This is a genomic window from Bartonella sp. F02 (assembly GCF_026929975.1).
Lineage (GTDB): Bacteria > Pseudomonadota > Alphaproteobacteria > Rhizobiales > Rhizobiaceae > Bartonella.
On record NZ_JANHOK010000001.1, the window covers coordinates 188992 to 209298 of the forward strand.

The 20307-nt window shown below is 37.7% G+C and carries 12 protein-coding genes; 10 read left to right on the forward strand and 2 right to left on the reverse strand.

The window, feature by feature from the left end; translation table 11 throughout:
* Window positions 1-307 precede the first annotated feature (307 nt).
* The 10 genes from nth (at window position 308) to NPY00_RS00835 (ending at window position 10032) form a co-directional block, all read left to right on the forward strand.
* The gene (nth, locus tag NPY00_RS00790; protein WP_269020127.1) at window positions 308-1048 is read left to right on the forward strand and encodes an endonuclease III; all 741 of its coding nucleotides are present in this window, start codon (window positions 308-310) and stop codon (window positions 1046-1048) included.
* Between the two features lie 139 nt (window positions 1049-1187).
* Window positions 1188-1391: a 50S ribosomal protein L35 gene (rpmI, locus tag NPY00_RS00795; RefSeq protein WP_269020128.1), complete on the forward strand. Its 204-nt coding sequence runs from the start codon at window positions 1188-1190 to the stop codon at window positions 1389-1391.
* Between the two features lie 34 nt (window positions 1392-1425).
* A complete protein-coding gene (gene rplT, locus NPY00_RS00800; RefSeq protein WP_269020129.1) occupies window positions 1426-1827 on the forward strand; it encodes a 50S ribosomal protein L20 in 402 nt (133 codons plus the stop codon).
* 87 nt (window positions 1828-1914) lie between these two features.
* Window positions 1915-3000, forward strand: coding sequence for a phenylalanine--tRNA ligase subunit alpha (gene pheS / locus NPY00_RS00805; RefSeq protein WP_269020130.1), 1086 nt, complete (start codon window positions 1915-1917; stop codon window positions 2998-3000).
* Window positions 3001-3031: 31 nt separating this feature from the next.
* Window positions 3032-5446 carry a phenylalanine--tRNA ligase subunit beta gene (pheT, locus tag NPY00_RS00810; protein WP_269020131.1) on the forward strand — a complete coding sequence of 805 codons (2415 nt, stop codon included), beginning with the start codon at window positions 3032-3034 and terminating at the stop codon, window positions 5444-5446.
* A 265-nt stretch (window positions 5447-5711) separates the two neighbouring features.
* The gene (locus tag NPY00_RS00815) at window positions 5712-6620 is read left to right on the forward strand and encodes a metal ABC transporter substrate-binding protein (protein ID WP_269020132.1); all 909 of its coding nucleotides are present in this window, start codon (window positions 5712-5714) and stop codon (window positions 6618-6620) included.
* Window positions 6617-7447, forward strand: a complete 831-nt coding sequence (locus tag NPY00_RS00820; RefSeq protein ID WP_269020133.1) for a manganese/iron ABC transporter ATP-binding protein — start codon at window positions 6617-6619, stop codon at window positions 7445-7447. The genes NPY00_RS00815 and NPY00_RS00820 overlap by 4 nt, the downstream gene beginning before the upstream one ends.
* On the forward strand, window positions 7444-8301 hold the full coding sequence (locus tag NPY00_RS00825) for a metal ABC transporter permease (RefSeq protein ID WP_269020134.1): 858 nt from the start codon (window positions 7444-7446) through the stop codon (window positions 8299-8301). Before NPY00_RS00820 ends, NPY00_RS00825 begins: the two co-directional genes overlap by 4 nt.
* Window positions 8302-8304: 3 nt before the next feature.
* The gene (locus tag NPY00_RS00830; RefSeq protein ID WP_269020135.1) at window positions 8305-9210 is read left to right on the forward strand and encodes a metal ABC transporter permease; all 906 of its coding nucleotides are present in this window, start codon (window positions 8305-8307) and stop codon (window positions 9208-9210) included.
* Window positions 9211-9591: 381 nt separating this feature from the next.
* Window positions 9592-10032 carry a YbaN family protein gene (locus NPY00_RS00835; protein WP_269020136.1) on the forward strand — a complete coding sequence of 147 codons (441 nt, stop codon included), beginning with the start codon at window positions 9592-9594 and terminating at the stop codon, window positions 10030-10032.
* Between the two features lie 226 nt (window positions 10033-10258).
* Here the strand turns inward: NPY00_RS00835 and pncB are convergent, their stop codons facing one another.
* Together pncB and NPY00_RS00845 are read right to left on the reverse strand one after the other, a co-directional pair.
* Window positions 10259-11569 carry a nicotinate phosphoribosyltransferase gene (gene pncB, locus NPY00_RS00840; RefSeq protein ID WP_269020137.1) on the reverse strand — a complete coding sequence of 437 codons (1311 nt, stop codon included), beginning with the start codon at window positions 11567-11569 and terminating at the stop codon, window positions 10259-10261.
* A gap of 113 nt (window positions 11570-11682) precedes the next feature.
* Window positions 11683-20283 (reverse strand): GH36-type glycosyl hydrolase domain-containing protein, encoded by an 8601-nt coding sequence (locus tag NPY00_RS00845; RefSeq protein WP_269020138.1) that lies wholly within the window; start codon window positions 20281-20283, stop codon window positions 11683-11685.
* Between the last annotated feature and the right edge of the window lie 24 nt (window positions 20284-20307).

Here is a 20307-nt window from a genome sequence, read left to right on the forward strand (position 1 = left end):
TAAATTTCTGCATGAAAATAGATCAGAACAGGAAGAATATTGAGATTATTGATTTGGAAATTGACCAAACAAAATATTATGATGATGTGTGTGCAATATTTGTGATTATTCTTGGAAGAGTATTTAATGCTGCACTGCGAATGCGATAGATTTTACTAAATTGATTACATTAAGATGTTAAAACAATATTATACTGTGATTATTGGGGTACTTTCTTGTGAAAAAATTCTGTGACAAAGCGCTAAAAAGCATTGAGAGTATTTGTTCGGGCTTAAATAATAATTTTAGAAAAAAATAGTAAAGTGTCATGACGGAAAGAACAAAAACATTACGGACAGCAAGAAAAGTACGTGGAACATTGTATACAGAAGATGAAATTATAGAGATATTTCATCGTTTTTCTATTCAACGTCCTTCTCCTGAAAGTGATCTTATGTACACGAATGCGTTTACGCTTTTAATTGCGGTTGTTCTTTCGGCGCAAGCAACAGATGTAGGTGTTAACAAAGTGACACGAGAATTATTTCGTCTTGCCGATCGACCAGAAACAATGGTTGCGTTAGGAGAAGAAGGGATTGCTCAGCATATCCGTAAAATTGGTCTTTGGCGAGCTAAAGCACGAAATGTTTATGCGCTTTGCTGTCTTTTAATCGATAAATATGATGGAAAAGTTCCTGATAATCGTGAAGCACTTATGACATTGCCTGGTGTTGGGCGTAAAACGGCTAATGTTGTTTTAAATGTTGCTTTTGGTAAGCCCACTATGGCAGTGGATACGCACATTTTTCGTCTTGGCAATCGTCTTGGTTTAGCACCAGGAAAAACACCAGAAGCGGTTGAAAAAAAGTTGGTAAAAATTATTCCACCTCGTTATCTGCATCATGCACATCACTGGCTTATTTTGCATGGCCGTTATATTTGCAAGGCGCGTAACGTGCTATGTATGCAATGCATTATTGCAGATCTTTGCAAGGCTGCTGTAAAAACAAATGCAATCCCTGCTCCTCTTGTTGAAGTTAAAGGAAATGGAGCACCGCTTTTTTTTTGATATGCTCTTGCTATTTTATGCATCCTGGCTTATTGAAAAAGAGTCAGTAAGCCGCCCGGCAGGGCATGCCGTGGCTGTTTGAGGTGCTAAATCAAGCTTTGGTCAGTTTGATTGGATTTTTTAAAGATGGAGTAGCAAAATGCCCAAAATGAAGACCAAGTCATCCGCGAAAAAGCGGTTTAAAGTTACTGCAACAGGCAAAGTTAAAGCAGCAGCTGCAGGAAAACGTCACGGCATGATTAAACGTTCTAATAAATTCATTCGTGATGCACGTGGGACGATGGTTCTGTCTGAATCAGATGCTAAAAAAGTCATTCAGTGTTATTTGCCGAATGGTCTTTAAGTTACGCGTTTTTGGTTTTTAGGAGATTGTCAAGATGGCACGTGTAAAAAGGGGTGTTACAGCCCATGCTAAGCACAAAAAAGTTCTTAAACAAGCGGAGGGTTTTTACGGTCGGCGTAAAAATACTATTCGTGCAGCGAAAGCAGCGGTTGATCGTTCGAAGCAATATGCTTACCGTGATCGCAAAAATCGCAAACGGACTTTCCGCGCTTTGTGGATTCAGCGAATCAATGCAGCTGTTCGTATGGAAGGTTTGACTTACGGACGTTTTATTGACGGTTTATCCAAGGCAGGGATTGAGATTGATCGTAAGGTTCTTTCTGATATCGCTATTTATGAACCCAAGGCATTTTCTGCTTTGGTTGCTTCTGCAAAAAAAGCTTTAGAATATTTGAACAATACAACGCCAAATGCTTTTAAAGACGCTGCCAAATAGCCATCGCGTTTTCTTCAAGCATTCTTATTCGGAATCCCGCGCTGGTTATTGCTGGCGCGGTTTTTTATTAAAAAAATAGGCAGAAATATGAATGATATTGAGCGTTTAGAGCAGGAAATTGGTTTAGCGATAGAAACAGCAAATGATGAACATGAACTTGAAAGAGTGCGTGTGGCAGCATTAGGAAAAAAAGGCAGTGTTTCTGAAAAATTAAAAATGTTGGGTAAGATGAGTGCTGACGAGCGTCGCAAAATGGGGCCAGCGCTTAATGGATTAAAAAATCGTATTCTAGAATTATGGGAACAAAAGTGTGAAGCTTTAAAACGTCAAGCAATGACCTTACGGCTTGCGAGCGAAACAGTTGATGTGACTTTACCTGTTCGTTCTTCTCCTATAGAGAGGGGTCGTATTCACCCGATCTCTCAAGTGATTGATGAGATCATAGCGATTTATGCTGATATGGGTTTTGCTATCGCAGAAGGACCTGATATTGAAACAGATTATTATAATTTTACGGCATTGAATTTTCCTGAAGGTCATCCGGCACGTGCAATGCACGATACTTTCTTTTTTGAGGAAGATGAAACAGGAAATCGAAAATTATTGCGGACGCATACATCTCCAGTTCAAATTCGTACGATGGAAAAGCAACAACCACCAATACGCATTATTATTCCTGGAAAAACTTATCGCATGGATTCTGATGCAACGCACTCACCGATGTTTCATCAAGTGGAGGGATTGGTGATTGATAAAGCTTCCACTATTGCACACATGATGTGGCTTCATGAAACCTTTTGTAAAAGATTTTTTGAAGTGTCGACGGTGAAGATGCGTTTTCGTCCTTCTTTTTTTCCTTTTACTGAACCGTCTATGGAGGTGGATATTCAATGTGATCGCTCCGGTTCAGAAGTAAAGTTTGGAGAGGGTTCTGATTGGTTAGAAATTTTAGGATGCGGCATGGTGCATCCTCATGTGTTGAAGAATGTTGGTTTTGATCCGGATGAATATCAAGGATTTGCCTGGGGGATGGGTCTGGATCGTATTGCGATGTTAAAATATGGCATGTCTGATTTGCGCGCTTTTTTTGATGCAGATTTGCGATGGTTGGGTCATTATGGTTTTCGTTGTTTTGACATACATAGTCTTTTTTCTGGTTTTAAAAAATTGTGATCTTAAAACAGTTTGCGTGTGAGGTTTTAAAATGAAATTTACATTGTCTTGGTTGAAAGATCACTTAGAGACAGATGCATCTTTGGATGAAATTTGTGATAAATTAACAGCGATTGGTCTTGAGGTTGAACATGTTGACGATCGTTCTTCTTTAACAGGTTTTGTGATTGCAAAAGTTTTAACGGCTATTAAACATCCTGATGCGGATAAATTACAGATTTTGTCCGTTGATAATGGATCTGATGCGCCTGTACAAGTTGTTTGTGGAGCACCAAATGCACGCGCTGGTTTGGTTGGTGTTCTTGCATTGCCTGGAACTTATGTGCCTGGGCTTGATGTGACATTACTTGTGGGTAAAATCCGAGGTGTTGAGAGTTTTGGTATGATGTGTTCACAATCTGAGCTTGGGCTGTTGGATGAACATGATGGAATTATTGAGCTTCCAGAAGATGCACCTGTCGGAGTGTCATTTGCGTCTTATGTGGGTTTAGATGATCCGATTATTGATGTTGGTTTAACACCAAATCGTTCTGATTGCACAGGTGTTCGCGGGATTGCTCGTGATTTAGCTGCGTCTGGTATTGGTCGTTTAAAAGAATTATCGATACCACACAGTGTTTCTTCTTTTGAGACAGCGATACAATTTTCATTAGGTGATTCACAAAACACATCATTCTGTTCAGGTTTTTCTTGGCGTGAGGTTCGCAATGTGCACAACGGTGCGTCACCGCAATGGATGCAAAAGCGTTTAATAGCAATTGGATTAAGACCGATAAATGCATTGGTTGATATGACCAACTATATGTGCTTTGATCTTGGCCGCCCACTTCATGTTTTTGATGCCGATAAGATTAAAGGACATTTAACAATACGTCACGCACATGAGGGAGAACAGCTTCAAGCGCTAAATGGTAAAATCTATAACTTGGGAGTTCAAGATTGTGTCATTGCAGATGAAGAAGGGGTTGTTGCCATTGCAGGGATCATGGGTGGTGAAAGAACGGGCTGTGATGAAACGACGCGTCGCGTTATTATTGAATCGGCACTTTGGGATCCATTAAGCATTGCACGAATGGGTCGTGTATTAGGACTTGTAAGCGATGCGCGTTATCGATTTGAACGCGGTGTTGATCCATCTTTTATGGAAGCAGGACTTGAGATTGCAACAGAACTGGTTTTCGACCTGTGTGGGGGTGAAGCATCGAAAGTGCAAGTTATTGGTTATCAGCAACCTAAAAGAAAACAGATTTCTTTTCCATTTTCTGAAATAAAACGCTTAACCAGTTTAGAGATTGAACGTAAAGAAGCTATCGCAATTTTAACACGACTTGGATTGCACGTTGAAGGAACAGGAGATGTTGTGACGGTGACAGTGCCAACGTGGCGTCATGATATTGAAGGTAAGGCGGATTTGGTAGAAGAAGTGATGCGGATTTATGGGTTGGATAAGATTGAACCTATGCCTCTGAACAAAATAACAGAAGTTAATGAAAATATTTTAACATTTTCGCAAATTTGTTCACGTTCTGCTCGTCAGGTTTTAGCTTGTCGAGGTATGATGGAGGCCGTAACGTGGTCATTTATTTCTGAAAAACAGGCACAAGCATTTGGAGGAGGCCAAGCTCAGCTTAAATTGGTTAATCCTATAGCTATTGATATGTCGGTTATGCGTCCCTCTCTTTTACCTGGTTTACTTGTAGCCGCACAGAGAAATGCGGATCGTGGTTTCTTGGATCTTGCTTTGTTTGAAGTTTCAAATATTTATGAAGGTGATGCTCCTGACCAACAGCAGTGTGTTGCTGCTGGTATTCGTCGGGGCACAGAAAGATTTGAAGGAACGGGACGCTTTTGGGACGGCAATGCAAAAGTGGTTGATATTTTTGCTGCAAAAGCAGATGCACTCGCTGTTTTGGAAGCGTGTGGTATGGATATCAGTAAAGTGCAAATTGAAACTGGAGCACCTGAGTGGTATCACCCTGGTCGTTCAGGTGTTATAAAGCTTGGGCCGAAGATTATTCTTGGTTTTTTTGGTGTTTTCCATCCTACTACATTGGAAGAATTAGATGTGAGTGGTTCTTTGTGTGGTTTTGAGATTTTTCTCGATCGAATTCCGGTGCCGAAGAAAAAAACAACAAAGGCTCGTCCTCCTTTAAAGCTGTCACCTTTCCAAATAGTCCGACGTGATTTTGCGTTTGTTGTTGATAAAACAGTTGAATCTTCTCAGGTTGTTCGTGCTGCACTGGGAGCAGATAAACAATTTATTCATTCGGTGAAAGTTTTTGATCTTTTTGAGGATCCAATTCTTGGTGAAGATAAAAAATCGGTAGCAATTGAGGTTTCTATTCAGCCTATTGAACGAACCTTAACAGATGAAGATCTTGAAAACCTGGCTTCGAAGGTAATAGAAAATGTTACTAAAGCTACGGGAGCCTATTTGCGTCGTTGATTATGGTTGTCTTGTCAAGTGAAGAGTTTCTTTGCTGGAATTATTATAAGATGCATTTGTGTAGCGTTTACGCAATCAACGTAAGTGATGAGATTGTTTCTTTATTGGTTTTTATGAGAAAGATCAGGTCTCAAAATTATAAATATTAAAACGGTTTTAAACGATTAAAAAGTTCATATTGAAAAATAATCTTTTATTGCAAAGGCTTAAATTAGCTGTTATTTATAAATGATAATGCAAATCATTGGCAATAGAAAGAAAATGAATGAAATTTAAGACTTTTTTTACCACAGTTTTTTTGGGGGTAATTTTTTTAGTACCAATCTCAGCTTTGAGTGCTGATAAATTTAAAGCGGTGACAACTTTTACAATCATTGCGGATATGGCACGTAATGTAGCAGGTGATGCAGCTGATGTTGAGTCGATTACCAAACCAGGCGCTGAAATTCATGAATATCAACCTACACCACGTGATCTTATGCGTGCTCAAGGAGCTGATCTTATCTTTTGGAATGGGTTGGATTTAGAGATTTGGTTTGAAAAGTTTTTTCAAGGGATCAAGAATGTTCCGAGTGTTGTCGTTTCAGAAGGGGTTGTTCCAATTGCGATTGGTGAAGGACCTTTTAGCGGGAAACCAAATCCACATGTCTGGATGTCACCAACCTCAGCGTTGCTTTACGTGGATAATATTCGCGATGCTTTTGTAAAGTATGATCCTAAAAATGCGGCTATTTATAAAAAAAATGCTGAAATATACAAACAGAAAATTCGTTCAAACATTGACCCAATTAGAGCCATACTGGAAGCATTACCAGAAGAGAAACGTTGGCTTGTGACGAGTGAGGGTGCTTTTAGCTATTTGGCTCGTGATTTTGGTTTGAAAGAGCTTTATTTATGGCCAATCAATGCTGATCAGCAGGGAACACCTCATCAGGTTAAGCATGTCGTTGATATGGTGAAAAAATATAATATTCATGTTGTTTTTTCTGAAAGTACGGTTTCTCCTGCTCCCGCTAAGCAAGTTGCGAGAGAAACGGGCGCTAAATATGGTGGTGTTCTTTATGTTGATTCATTGAGTGATGAAAATGGTGAAGTGCCTACTTATATTGATTTGCTCCGTGTGACGAGTACGCGTATTGCAAATGCTTTAGCAGGTGAGGCGCAAAGCCAATGACTAATTCTGGAATATTTGTTCAGGAAACAACAGTAACTTACCGCAATGGACATACAGCATTGCGGGAAGTGAATTTCCAAAGCCCCGTGGGGTCTATTACAGCATTGGTTGGGGTTAATGGATCAGGAAAATCAACATTATTTAAGGCTATTATGGGGTTTGTGCGGCCATCAAAAGGAGAAATTCGTATTTTTGGTTTGCCTGTTGAAAAGGCTTTAAAGCAGAATCTTGTTGCTTATGTTCCTCAAAGCGAAGATGTTGATTGGGATTTTCCTGTTCTTGTTGAAGATGTCGTTTTGATGGGTCGATATGGCCATATGAATTTTTTTCGCTATGCGCGAGCAGAGGATTATGAAGCCGTTCGCGTTGCATTAAAGCGTGTTGATATGTTGGAGTTTGCTAAGCGTCAAATTGGAGAGCTTTCTGGAGGGCAGAAGAAGCGTGTTTTTTTAGCTCGTGCTTTGGCACAAAAAGCAAAGGTTATTTTGCTTGATGAGCCGTTTACAGGGGTTGATGTTAAAACAGAAGATAAAATTATTTCTTTGTTGAAAGATTTGCGTGAAGAAGGTGCTGTAATTTTAGTTTCTACCCACAATTTGAGCTCTATTCCTGATTTTTGTGATCGAACGGTTTTAATCAAAGGAACGGTTTTAGCTTCTGGGTTGACAGAAATTGTCTTTACAAAGGAAAATCTTGAAAAAACTTTTGATGGTGTTTTGCATCATCATATTTTTGATTTTCAACACGCAAAAGAAAAAGATGCTTTTTCAAATGGGGAAAAGACTGTATGTCCTAATCATGATCAAACGCGGGAGCATGTTTTATGACTTCTTGGTTGCTTGAGCCATTTACCTATCAATATATGGTTAATGCAATGTGGGTTTCAGGATTAGTCGGATGTGTTTGTGCGTTTCTTTCGGCTTTTTTAATGTTGAAAGGATGGTCATTGATCGGTGATGCACTTTCTCATTCGATTGTTCCTGGGGTTGCTGGAGCTTATCTTTTAGGATTACCGTTTTCGTTGGGAGCTTTTTTTTCTGGTGGTTTAGCCGCAGCTGCAATGTTATTTTTTAATAACCGGACAAAGCTTAAAGAGGATACGATTATTGGTTTAATTTTTTCTTCTTTTTTTGCTTTTGGCCTATTTTTAAAGTCATTAAAACCAATGGCTGTTAATATTGACACAATTGTTTTGGGGAATGTTTTGGCCGTCAGTTCAGTTGATATTATGCAGTTGGCTTTTATTGGCTTTGTATCTCTCTTTATATTGCTTTTAAAATGGAAAGATTTATTGGTTGCTCTGTTTGATGAAAATCATGCGCGTGCTGTTGGATTGAATGTGAGATTATTAAAAATTCTCTTTTTTGCGTTGCTTGCTGCTTGCACAGTTGCTGCAATGCAGACAGTGGGTGCTTTTTTGGTTATTTGTCTTGTTGTGACACCGGGAGCAACAGCTTATCTTTTAAGTGATCGTTTTGCAAATCTTTTAGTGATTGCAGTGTTTATTGGGACATTTACAAGTGTATTGGGTGTTTATGTGAGTTATTTTTTGAATGCGCAAACGGGTGGTATGGTTGTGCTTTTCCAAGGGCTTTTGTTTCTTGTAGCTTTTATTTTTGCTCCTAAACACGGTTTTATTGCTGCGCGCTTGCGCGTAAGAGCGGCAAAAAGGGTGCTCTGATTTATGATTGATCAATTATTACTTCCTTTTCAGTTTGCTTTTATGACTAACGGTATGATTATTACCATTATTCTTTCGATTCCAATGGCGATGCTTTCGTGTTTTCTTATTTTGAAAGGGTGGGCGCTTTTAGGAGACGCGATTTCTCATGCAGTTTTTCCGGGTGTTGTTATTGGCTATATGATAACACCATGGGTTGCAGCATTATTGGTTGCTTTGCCATTTTCTTGGTTTCAGTATGTGCGTGAAGAAAATATAACGATGACTTTGATTGCTTGTGGCGCTTTTGTTATGGGCATGGTTTGTGCGGTCGTAACGGGTTTTTTAGGAAACAATAGCCGGATCAAACAGGATACTGCCATGGGCGTTGTTTTTTCATCAATGTTTGGCTTGGGTCTTGTTTTGGCGACAACAATTTATAGTAGTTTAGATTTGAATCATATTCTTTTTGGTAATCTTTTAGGCGTTAATTGGCTCGATATTACGCAAACAGCGATAATTTCTGGAATGATCACTCTCATTTTGGCTGCAAAATGGCGTGATTTTATGTTGTATATTTTTGACTCAATACAAGGACGAGCAATAGGGTTACATGTATCTGTGCTCCATTATGTTCTTTTAACAATGATTTCTCTTATTATTGTTGCAGCCCTAAAAGCTGTGGGGATTATTTTGGTAATTTCTTTGTTAATTACACCAGGGGCGATTGCTTATCTTGTTACAAAGCGATTTTCTTCTATGTTGCTCGTTGCTGTTCTTGTTGCAGCTTTTTCTAGTTTTTTGGGGATTTATTTAAGCTTATTTATTGGTTCTGACTCTGCATCTACAATTGTATTGATTTTAACACTCATTTTTATCGTTATTTTTGTATCAATGTTTTCTCATCAGATGAAGATTCAAAAAAATTGAAAATGGTAAATTTTGTGCATAGCAGCCATGCATTTTTGTTGGTTGTTTCTCATGTTTTTTTTTATTAGACACCAAGGCGCTAGGTTATTTTCCTCCTAATGCTTAGCGAGATGAATGCAGTATTTCCTCCTCCCAACACTGCATTCATAATTGAAAGGCTGCATTGATTTATTCTGCAGCCTTTTTATTTTGTTTTCTTAAAATTCATTCTTATGACTTGAAAATTATGTAATGGTGCTCATATTGCGTAAATTGCTTTATGTTATAAAAAAATCGTTGCTAAAAATATGTTTATTTGTAAGACGAAATGAAGCGATAATTTTATGTTCAAATGTATTAAAATTATAATAAAACATAAGGCCTTATAGAATGGTGTTTGAAGTGAGAAAAAAAACAACACCTGATGATGAGAAAAATATTAAAACATTTCGTCCTTTGCGTATTTTTTATTCTATCTTAGGTTGGATAATGATTGTATTGGGTATAATTGGGGTAGCTTTACCTGTTATGCCGACAGTGCCTTTTTTGCTGATTGCTTCGTGGTGTTTTGCACGTTCATCACCGCGTTTTCATCATTGGTTGCACAATCATCGTATTTTCGGTCCACCCCTTAAACGATGGGAAGAAAATAGAGTCATTCCGCTTTTTGTTAAAATTTTAACTGTTGTTAGCATGGCTAGTGGTTTTTTATTATTTGTGGTTTTTGCGCATCCTGCCTTGTGGCTTTGCGTATTGGTTGCAATTGTTTTGTTTGCCGTTGCTATTTACATTATGACACGTCCTTCTTCGCCGAAGTCGTCATCCTTGTCATTATCGGAATAAAATACACTTTCTCATTGCACTAGGAAATACAAAAAAAGGTTTTTTGATTAAAAATATTGCGAGTTATATTTTTATTTATATGAATTGTTGATAGGCAGATCTATAAGTTGCTCAGAAGATCACAAACATATATTCATGAGATAGAATTCTATTGTTGCTCGTTAAATATTACTTAATAAGATTGATACCTTTTCTATAAGGTTTGCTTTGATTTGTAGAATTTTGTTCATGATGATCCTTTAAAAGACTTAGAATTGCATTCTTTACTTTTAAAAAAATTTATATAGCGTTGTATTTCTTTTGGATCACCAATTGCTTTTTCAGGATTATCAGAAAGTTTTACAGCTGGACGACCATTTACGTAAGTAGCTTTACAAACAAGAGAAAGAGCATCAAGATTTGCGATTTCTTTTGGTGCGCAACCTTCAAAATCATTTGTAAGATTTGTTCCCCACCCAAAGCTCATGCGCACTCTACCGTAAAAATGGTGATAGGTTTTTTCAATCATATCAACATCTAATGCATCTGAAAAAATCAATAATTTTTCGTGAGGATCTTTCCCTTTTTCTTTCCACCATTGAATAATACGTTCTCCTCCTTCGATAGGTGGAGCGCTGTCTGGTCTAAAACCTGTCCAATCTGCAACCCAGTTAGGAGCATTGCATAAAAATGCTTCTGTTCCAAAAGCGTCAGGTAAAACAATTAAAAGGTTTCCACCATAATATTGATTCCAATCTTGCAAAACTTGATAAGGTGCTTTGGATAATTCATCGTCATTATTAGCAAGAGCAGCTAGAACCATAGGGAGTTCATGGGCATTTGTGCCGAGAGCCTCTAAATCTGTATCCATAGCGAGAAGAACGTTAGAAGTTCCTATAAAAGAATCACCAATACCTTCTTTTAGCGCTTCAACACACCAGCGTTGCCATAAAAAAGAATGGCGACGTCTTGTACCAAAATCGGATATTTTAATATTAGGAAGTTTTTTAAGACGTTCGATTTTACTCCACATTTTTGCTTTAGCACGCGCATAAAGGACATCAAGTGTAAAGCGGCCAAGATTTTTTAAAGCTGCCCGTGAACGGAGTTCACTGATAATAGAAAGAGCAGGAATCTCCCACATAGAACTATATGCCCATGGACCATCGAAACGAAGAATATATTGTCCATTTTTACGAGTTAGTTCATATTCAGGAAGTTGAAATTTTTCAAGCCAGTGTAGAAAATTAGGTTCAAAAATCTGTTTGCTGCCATAAAATGTATTTCCAGCAAGCCAAATCATTTCTTTTTTAGTAAAACGTAAACTAAGAGCGTGATCAAGTTGAGCACGAAGTTCACTTTCATCAATGTCGTCAGCCAAATGAATTTTGGGAGAACGGTTAATGAGTGAGAAGGTAACATTAACATTTGGATAAAGTCCCCAAATCATTTGCACCATAAGCAGTTTATAAAAGTCTGTATCGAGGAGCGAACGAATAATAGGATCAAGTTTCCACGAATGGTTATAAACTCTCTTAGCAATATCTGTATGCTTCATAACCCTTTTTCTTTTCTGAATGAACTCTAAAATTGTTTACATATGAATGCACTCTTATAAAGAGTATAAAAACTATAGCAATTCTGTAATTTTGGGCAATATAAAAACATCTTTTATTTTTTATAATGTGAAGGTTTTAGAGTTCGTATGATTTCATGGTGTCCTGTTTTTTGTAATTCTATTCCTGTATCAATTTTATGGCATGTTTTCCCGTTAATACTAAGTGTATTTTGGAGATCCTGTTTGACTTTAATAGTATAGACAGCATCATAAAATTTCATTTTTGCTTCATATTCAGGCCAAGATGAAGGCAAATGTGGGCGTAAAAATAATTGATTCCCTTGGCGATGAATTCCAAGAATAGTTTGTGTTGCTGCACGATAAAACCAGCCTGCTGCACCTGTGTACCATGTCCAACCTCCTTGTCCTTTGTGTGGTTCAGTAGAATAGATATCTGCAGCCATAACATAAGGTTCAACACGATAAATTTCAGGGTTTTTACCATGATTGATTGGATTTATCGTGGAAAACAGGGCATATGCTTTATCTATTTCACCTATTTCAGCAAGAGCTAAAATACTCCAAATTGCGCCGTGAGTATATTGCCCACCATTTTCTCGAATACCCGGAGGATAACCTTTGATATATCCCGGTTCGAGAGCACTTTTGTTGAAAGGAGGCCAGAAAAGCCGCAGAATACCAGCTTCTTCATCATATAGCTGATCCAGCATGGATGTCATGGCTTGCTTTTGGCGCATGGGAGATGCCATTTTTGAAATCACAGACCATGATTGAGCGATTGTATCAATTTGGCATTCAACATTTGTTTGAGAACCTAGGGGTGTTTCATCATCAAAATAACCACGGCGATACCAAGCACCATCCCAACCATTTTCTTCTAGAGTTTTAGTTAAATGCTTAAGATACGAACGCCATGCTGTAACACGGTTATGATCATTACGATTTTCGGCAAGAGGAATGAAGAGTTGTAAGGTTGTACCAAGAAACCATCCGAGCCAAGTACTTTCACCTTTTCCTTTAATTCCTACTAAGTTCATACCATCATTCCAATCGCCACCTAAAATGAGCGGAAGTCCATGTTGACCGCAGCGTTTTATGGCAAGATCTAAGGCTAACGCACAATGCTCATAAAGCGTTGCTGTTTTTGATGACTGTGTAGCTTGAAAATAAGCATCATGTTGTTCTTTTGTTAAAGAAGATCCTTCAATAAAAGGAACTAGAGTATTAAGAAATTCATAATCCCCCGTTGCACTGACATAAAGAGCTGTTCCATAAGCAAGCCATACAATGTCATCAGAAATAAGTGTACGAACACCGGTGTTTGTATGAGGCAGCCACCAATGCTGTACATCACCTTCTAAAAATTGGTGGGCTGCCGCATTGAGCAATTGCTCACGTGCGAGTTTTGGTTCCAGTAAAAGCAGAGATAAACTATCTTGCAGCTGATCACGAAAACCAAATGCACCACTTGCTTGATAGAAAGCAGCGCGTGCCATCATGCGGCATGCATAGATTTGATAAGGGAGCCAATGATTGACCATAATATCAAAAGAAGGGTCAGGCGTTTTGACTTGTAGTGTCGAAACAAAATTATCCCATTGGTGTTTTTGTTGTTTGAGAACAACATTAAAATCATCCATTCGTATTTGATCGAGTATTTTTGTAGCTTCTTGTTTGTTTTCAGCGCTGCCAAGATAAAAAATAATTTCTTTTGTTTGTCCTGGGAGTAAATCAATATCATAAGCTAAAGCTGAGCAAGGATCGTGACCGGCTTCAGCTGTATTTGACAGTGCTTCCGCTTTCTGGATAGCGTATGGATGTTGAACAGTTCCTATTGAGCCTATAAATTCAGTACGATTGGTTGTAAAGCTTGTTGGCATTTCGGATGCCGATAAAAAAGTAACTTGTTGAGATTTTTCAATGTGATAGGGATTTTGGATAAAATGTGCACCACGTTTAGGATCGTAAGAAGGGATAATAAAGGGTGCATATTTTGTACGAAGGCTTCCTAGAACCCATTCAACATAATTGTAAAGGCGTAGACTGCGTGATTTTTTTCCTTTGTTGGTTATAATAAGGCGAGAAAGGCGAACGGGTCTTTTTTGATCGAGTGTATGCGTAAGTTCTAATGCAATATCTGAATGTACAGATTTGAAGGTTGAAAATCCAAAACCGTGACATATTTCGTAGAGAACATTTTTATTGCATTCAACGGCAGAAACTGGAGAGAAACATTTTAACGAAAAACGATCAACAAGATAAAGCGCTTCTCCTGGTCGGTTAGAAACAGAGTCATTCGTCCAAGGTGTTAATTGATAATCTCGACTATTTTTTGCCCAAGTGAAGATTGCTCCTTCAGCTGATACATGAAAGCCAAAATGGTGATTGGAAATCACATTGATCCATGGGTGTGGGGTGGTTGTATTTCCGTTAAGACGGACAACATAATGGTTATGACGATTAAATCCACCATAACCATTCCAATACCGTAAATCCTCACCATTGATGGAAGAATTTGATGGTTTTTGATGTTCGTTATGATCAATGGTAGAAGAATGGTTTTGTTTTGTGAGTGTGATGAATGGCTTTCTTATGCGAGGCTTGTTGTTATTTGTGTAATAATGAGATTTTTTATTATTTTTGTTCGTATTTAGATCTGAATCAATATTCTCTATCCATTTGAGTTGCTGAGATAAAGATCCATTGTGAGCATGAAGAATAATACGGGCTGAAGCAAGAAGCGTCTTAAAGCTTTGTTCATTGATCTGATCACGTCGAAGAGCAAAAATATGCTGATTTTTATGTGTTGTATTGATATTGAGACCATAAGACTCGCAGATCCATTCGATCGTATGTTGCATATCTTGTATATATGAAAAAGATCGTTCATTTAAAATAACGAGATCAATGATGAGTCCTCGTACGCACCAATATTGATAGGCTTTAAGCAATTCATGAAGAACAGCTATGTTGGCTTCATTATTTATTCTCAAGAGAAAAATAGGGTAGTCTCCTGAAATTGATAACGGCCAAAGATCAGATTGTTTTCCAAGAGTTTTTGCTAACATTTCAGGAAAGAGACGCCATTTATGATCTGGATAAATTAGGGGTGTTGCATATTTTTGATAAATGATTGCGTCTTTAGGGTGGATGTCATTTTGATATAATGCAATCTGCGAATGTGTCCATGCCTTAGAAAGTTCCTGTTGGAATCTATTGGATTGCTGATAATGCTCAATATGACTTTGTAATGCTTCTTTTGAATGAGCAGCAAAAGTCCAATAAACAAGCTCTATTTTTTTATGTGCTGGAATTTTAATGTGGCAGCGAATTGATATGATCGGATCTAAAACACAACCTTGACTATTACTGAAATAAGCGTTGCTATCAAATGCAGCTGGATGATGAAGAGATTGACCGCGGCCCATAAAAAAATAACGGTTAGTTTCTGCTTCTGTTTTGTGAATGACACCAGATGTATCCGTAACAAAATGAGCAATATGGATATCAGGATCGTTGGGAGCGCGTTTGCGTCTTTTGGCAAAAATTGTTTTTCCTGAATCAACAATTTCTGTTTCTATAAAGAGCCGTGAAAAGGCAGGATGAGCCCAATCAGTTTCTGTTGTTGCGAGTGCAAGTTCTGCATAAGAGGTTATTTCAATTGTGCGCTCTTTATTGGTTGTATTGGTAAGTTGAATCCGTCGGCCTTCGCCATCACTTTCAGGTGTTACAAGACATTCGAGTGTTGATTGTATGCCATCGATGATCTTTGTATATTTGGCCTTTTCGTTTGTAAAAATGCAGATGGATTCTTCTTCGATAATCCGTGTTGGTTCGCCGGTGAGAGACCACCAATGTCCATTTTGTAGATCACGTAGAAAAAATAAAGTACCTTGTTGATCTTCTGTAGGATCAGGAATAAAGCGTGTGATGGCATAATTATGCCAGCGGCTATAACCAGAACCATTTGCGGTGAGCATGACGGAATAACAGCCGTTCGATAAGAGTAAAGTTTCACGAGCTTTTAAAAGTGGATTCTTTATAATTTGGACAGGAGTATTATCAAGATCTTCAAAATGGTTGCTTGTCGAATGAGCAAAGTGGGTATGAATAATGGGAATTTGGCGCGGAGCTCTTTCTTGTAATAATAATTCTACAGTTTTAATGACGGGATCGCGATGAAAGCGATGGCGCATTCGCCCTTCAAAGATAACATTGTTGACGGCAAGAATGGACATACCATGATGGTGTGCATAATAGTTCCGCACAATAGCGTATTTTTTTCCATTTTGTATTCGTGATGGTGTAAAATCAAGAGAGTCATAATAACCATATGTTCCTAAAGCTCCAAGATCGCGCAGATATTTTAGATTGCTTACAGCTTGAGTTGGTTTATATTGTGCTGCTAAAAGACTTGCATAAGGAGCGATAACAATATTGCGTTCTAAATCGCGTTGAAGCCCAAGACTTGGAACACCAAAGTTCGAATACTGGTAATTCATTAAGTGATCGCGGATGTTAAATGCAGCTTCTGAAATACCCCAGGGTAAATTTCGTTTGTGAGCATATTCTATTTGATGACGAATAATTAAGTGATTTGTTTGGTTGAGTATGGAGCCTACAGGTTCATGCATAATCAAAGAAGGCATGAGATATTCAAACATGGATCCTGACCACGACAAAAGAGCACCTTTACAACCAATTGGGGTGAGTAATCGACCAAGATGAAACCAATGTTTGTATTTTATATCGCCTTTAGCAATGGCAAAAAGACTAGAAAGACGTGCTTCCGATGCAAGAAGATCATAACAACTTTCATCGAGTTTATTTTCTTGAACACGATAACCGATGGATAATAAATGTCTTTTAGGCTGTTCCAAAAAGTCAAATTTCATATCAAAAGCTATTTGCCGCGCTCGTTCAGCTAAGCCATTTAATGTTTTATGCAATTGTTCAGGATCGTAATCACGGTTAATATCTTGGTTATGAGCTTTGCAGGTTTCAACAAGATATTGCGCCCAAGATTGTGCACATGCAGATGCTTCTGTTTGAATTTTTTCATTGAGTGTTGTTGTTAAATGCTCAATGTTATGGGCAATCGTTGAAAGCTGAAGGATATGGGAAGTTTCAATCTTTTCTTGTTTTATGAGAGGACTGATAATACAATGAAAATGAGTAAGATGTTCTTTAATTTGTTGATGTAAGGAACGTAAAACACCCTGATTATCTGAAATTTCTTTTAAAGTTTCTTCAAGAATATCATGAACATCTAGTAAGCCTATTAAATTGCTGTGTAAAAAAATATGAGGAGTTTCAGCCCATTCATTTAAAGCAGAAGAGAGTGTTATTAAGTGACCGGCGAGATTCCCTGAATCGACAGTTGAAACATAGATTGGCAATAAAGGTCTAAGTGTATCTGTTTCATACCAGTTATAGAGATGTCCACGGAATTTTTCCATTTTCTCAAGAGTACTTAATGTGTTTGCAATGCGTTTAAGAGTATCTTCAGAACTAATCCAACCAAAATCACGTGCAGCAATAACAGAGAGGAGATAAACGCCAATATTGGTTGGTGATGTGCGTTGAGCAACAAGAGGTTTAGGATCTTCTTGGAAATTATCAGGAGGTAAATGATTGTTTTGTTCATTCACAAAGGTTGCATAATAACACCATGTCCGTCGTGCAATATGTCGGAGTATTTTTTTATCTTCTGAGGAAATATGAAGGGTATTTTGAGATGTTTTTTGTTGACTGACAAACCATGCAATGAGGGGTGAGAAAAACCATGCTAACCCAAAAGGTAAAGCAATAAAACTTGTTGAACTATGCCAGAATACAGGAAGCCCCACAGCGATCATTCCAATCAATGATGCTGGCCACATTGTTAGAATATAAAAGTGCAAGCTATTGGGCATTGATTGTGTTGCAGCTGAGGTTTTCCATTCAAGAAGATGTTGTTTCGAAATCAATAGACGATAGAGCGTACGTATGATCGCATCTGTCATGAAATAAGATGAATGAGCGATAAATGTTATTTTAAGGAGTATGCTACTGATTGTAGATATAAAATTTTCTATAATTAATTGAAATTGACTGAGAAAAGAGTAACGAGTTCTAAAAGGAATGAGTCTCTGAAATAAACAAAGAATTTGGGAGATGAACGGACTGAAAAATAAAAATATTTGCCAGATAAGCGCTGTTTTAAAGGGCAAAAGAGACCATCCCATGATTGCTGCAATCAACCACATAAGTGGAGAAAGAGAACGACGTAAATTATCTTGTATTTTCCAGCGTGTAATAAGGCTGATTTTTTGATGATTAAAAAGGTAAGGTAATAACTGCCAATCACCACGAACCCAACGGTGATGGCGAGCAACATCAACATTATAGGCTGTTGGATAATCTTCAATTATTTCTGCGTTACTGATGAGAGCTGTACGTGCGTAGCCACCTTCTAAAAGATCATGACTAAGAACCGTGTTTTCTCTAATTTTTCCTTTAAGTGCGCGTTCAAATGCATCAATATTATAAAGACCTTTACCCGTAAACGTTCCTTCTCCTAAAAGATCTTGATAGGTATCTGAGACAGCAAAAACATAAGGATCAATGCCGCGATCAGAAGAAAAAATCTGCTGCAAAAGAGAAGTATTTTCGCCAATTGAGAGAGAGGGTGTGATACGAGGTTGTAAAACGCTATAGCCTTTTACAATCATTCCATTTTGGGGATGAAAAATAGGATGGTTAAGAGGATAATTCAGTTTGCCAACGAGTTTTGTAACACTTTCATGAGTAAGACGGGTGTCTGAATCAAGTGTCATGACAAAACGGAAGTCCATAGGAAGACGTGGGTCTGGAGGATAGAAACTTGTATTTTGATGTCCTCGTAATAAGAGATTGAGCTCATGAAGTTTGCCGCGTTTGCGCTCCCACCCCATCCAGCATTTTTCTTTTGTGTTATAAAGACGACGACGATGTAAAAGAAAAAATAAAGGAATATCATCTTTATGATAGCGGCGATTAAGTTTAGCAATACCTGCTTGTGCATGATGGAGAAGATCAAGATCATCTTGTGTTTCTTCTACAAGAGCATCTACCCAGTCTGTGATAAGTGCAAAATGAATAGCACCTTGTGGATTAGAAAGATAATGAACTTCAAGATTGCGTATTTGTTCATCTATATAATCGCGTGATGTCATTAAAGTGGGTACAACAACAATTGTACGTGCATGTTTAGGAATACCCTCTTTATAGTCATAACCAATAAGGTGTTTTGGTGAAACGAGCCATGAGATGACAGTATGAAAGAAAGAAAAACTCACATCCATAGCGGGAAATAATGCTAATATGGTAAAAATAAAAGCAAGCGCTTGTGTTAGGCCTGATATTTGTAAAAAAATATAGATTGCGTACAAAAGAGAGACAGTTAAAAGAGAAACAGGAATTGCAATTGTTCCAATTTTTAAGCGACGATAAGCGCGTCCCCATTTGACAAAAAGAGAGGGATTATATCCACAGGCTTTTTCAAAAATATAACGCCCATCATCAACAAGATACCACCCAATAGTAGAAGTGTTTTTTTGAGAGCAGTCTTTAGAAAAGTGTTTTGCTATTTCTATAGCTTTGCGTGTAACGTCTAGTTCACTCAGAGAAGAGTGATGCGCAATTTTTTCGATTACTTGTCTATAGATATTGCGTGAGTGAGGATCAATTTCAGAAAAATCACTGTTTTGATTCAGAAGAAGATCCACATGACTAACCGTTTCAAACCATGTTGTCCAATCGATATCGTCAATGGCTTTCAGAGAACAAATGATATGACCCATAGTTATGTTGTTTGTTGTCTGATGTGTATGTTCATTGAGAGTGACGGTTTTTGAGTTTGTCCCGTGATGATGCAATTTCTTTTCAAACCAAGATAATGTTTGTTCTGAATAAACAGATGTTTCTTGTAGACGATAAAATAAATGAGACGAAAAAATTGTATTAGAGATTAACCCTTCATAAGGAAGCCAGATCTTGTGTAATTGTGTTTCATTTTCTGCAAGCGCTATTTTATTAACTACTTGATCAGCAAGATGATGCATATATTTTGTATGTTCAATATGTAGCGACAGACGTCGAATATTTTCAATTAAGATCATACGAATAATGGAAGGTAATATCCATAATTCTCTAATTGTGAATGCATCAACTTTTTGAAAACCATTGATGATAGCGATGAGAGTTTCTTCTGAAAATTTGCTATCTGTATGGGCAATATAAAGCCAGGCTAAAGCAAAAATTCGTGGAATTTCTGTTTTGTTTTTCCATGAGGGAAGCTGTTTGATGCAAGATTTGGGAAAGTCGTAGTGTAATTGTTGTATTGTTTTATCAATGATATAATAATTATCGATGAGCCATTGAGCAGTTGGAGTAATTGTTTCATTTTTACGCGCATCAGCGTCGCTCGTATGAAAAGAACAGAGAATAAGTTTAGCGTTTTCTGTCAATCGTTTATGGAGATTGTTTGTTCCCATATATTTAGGAAGTACAATTTCTTTACCATTCGCTATATCATAACCTAGTTTGTGGAGTTCCTCTTGCGATTTTTTTGTTGAACGGATGGGGAAATCGGTTTCAACAGAATAATAGGTTTTCGGAGAAAAAAAACGCTTTAGAGAAGATATTATGGTGCTGTAATATTTTTTTTTCATTAAATGATGCAATCTCTTCATTGA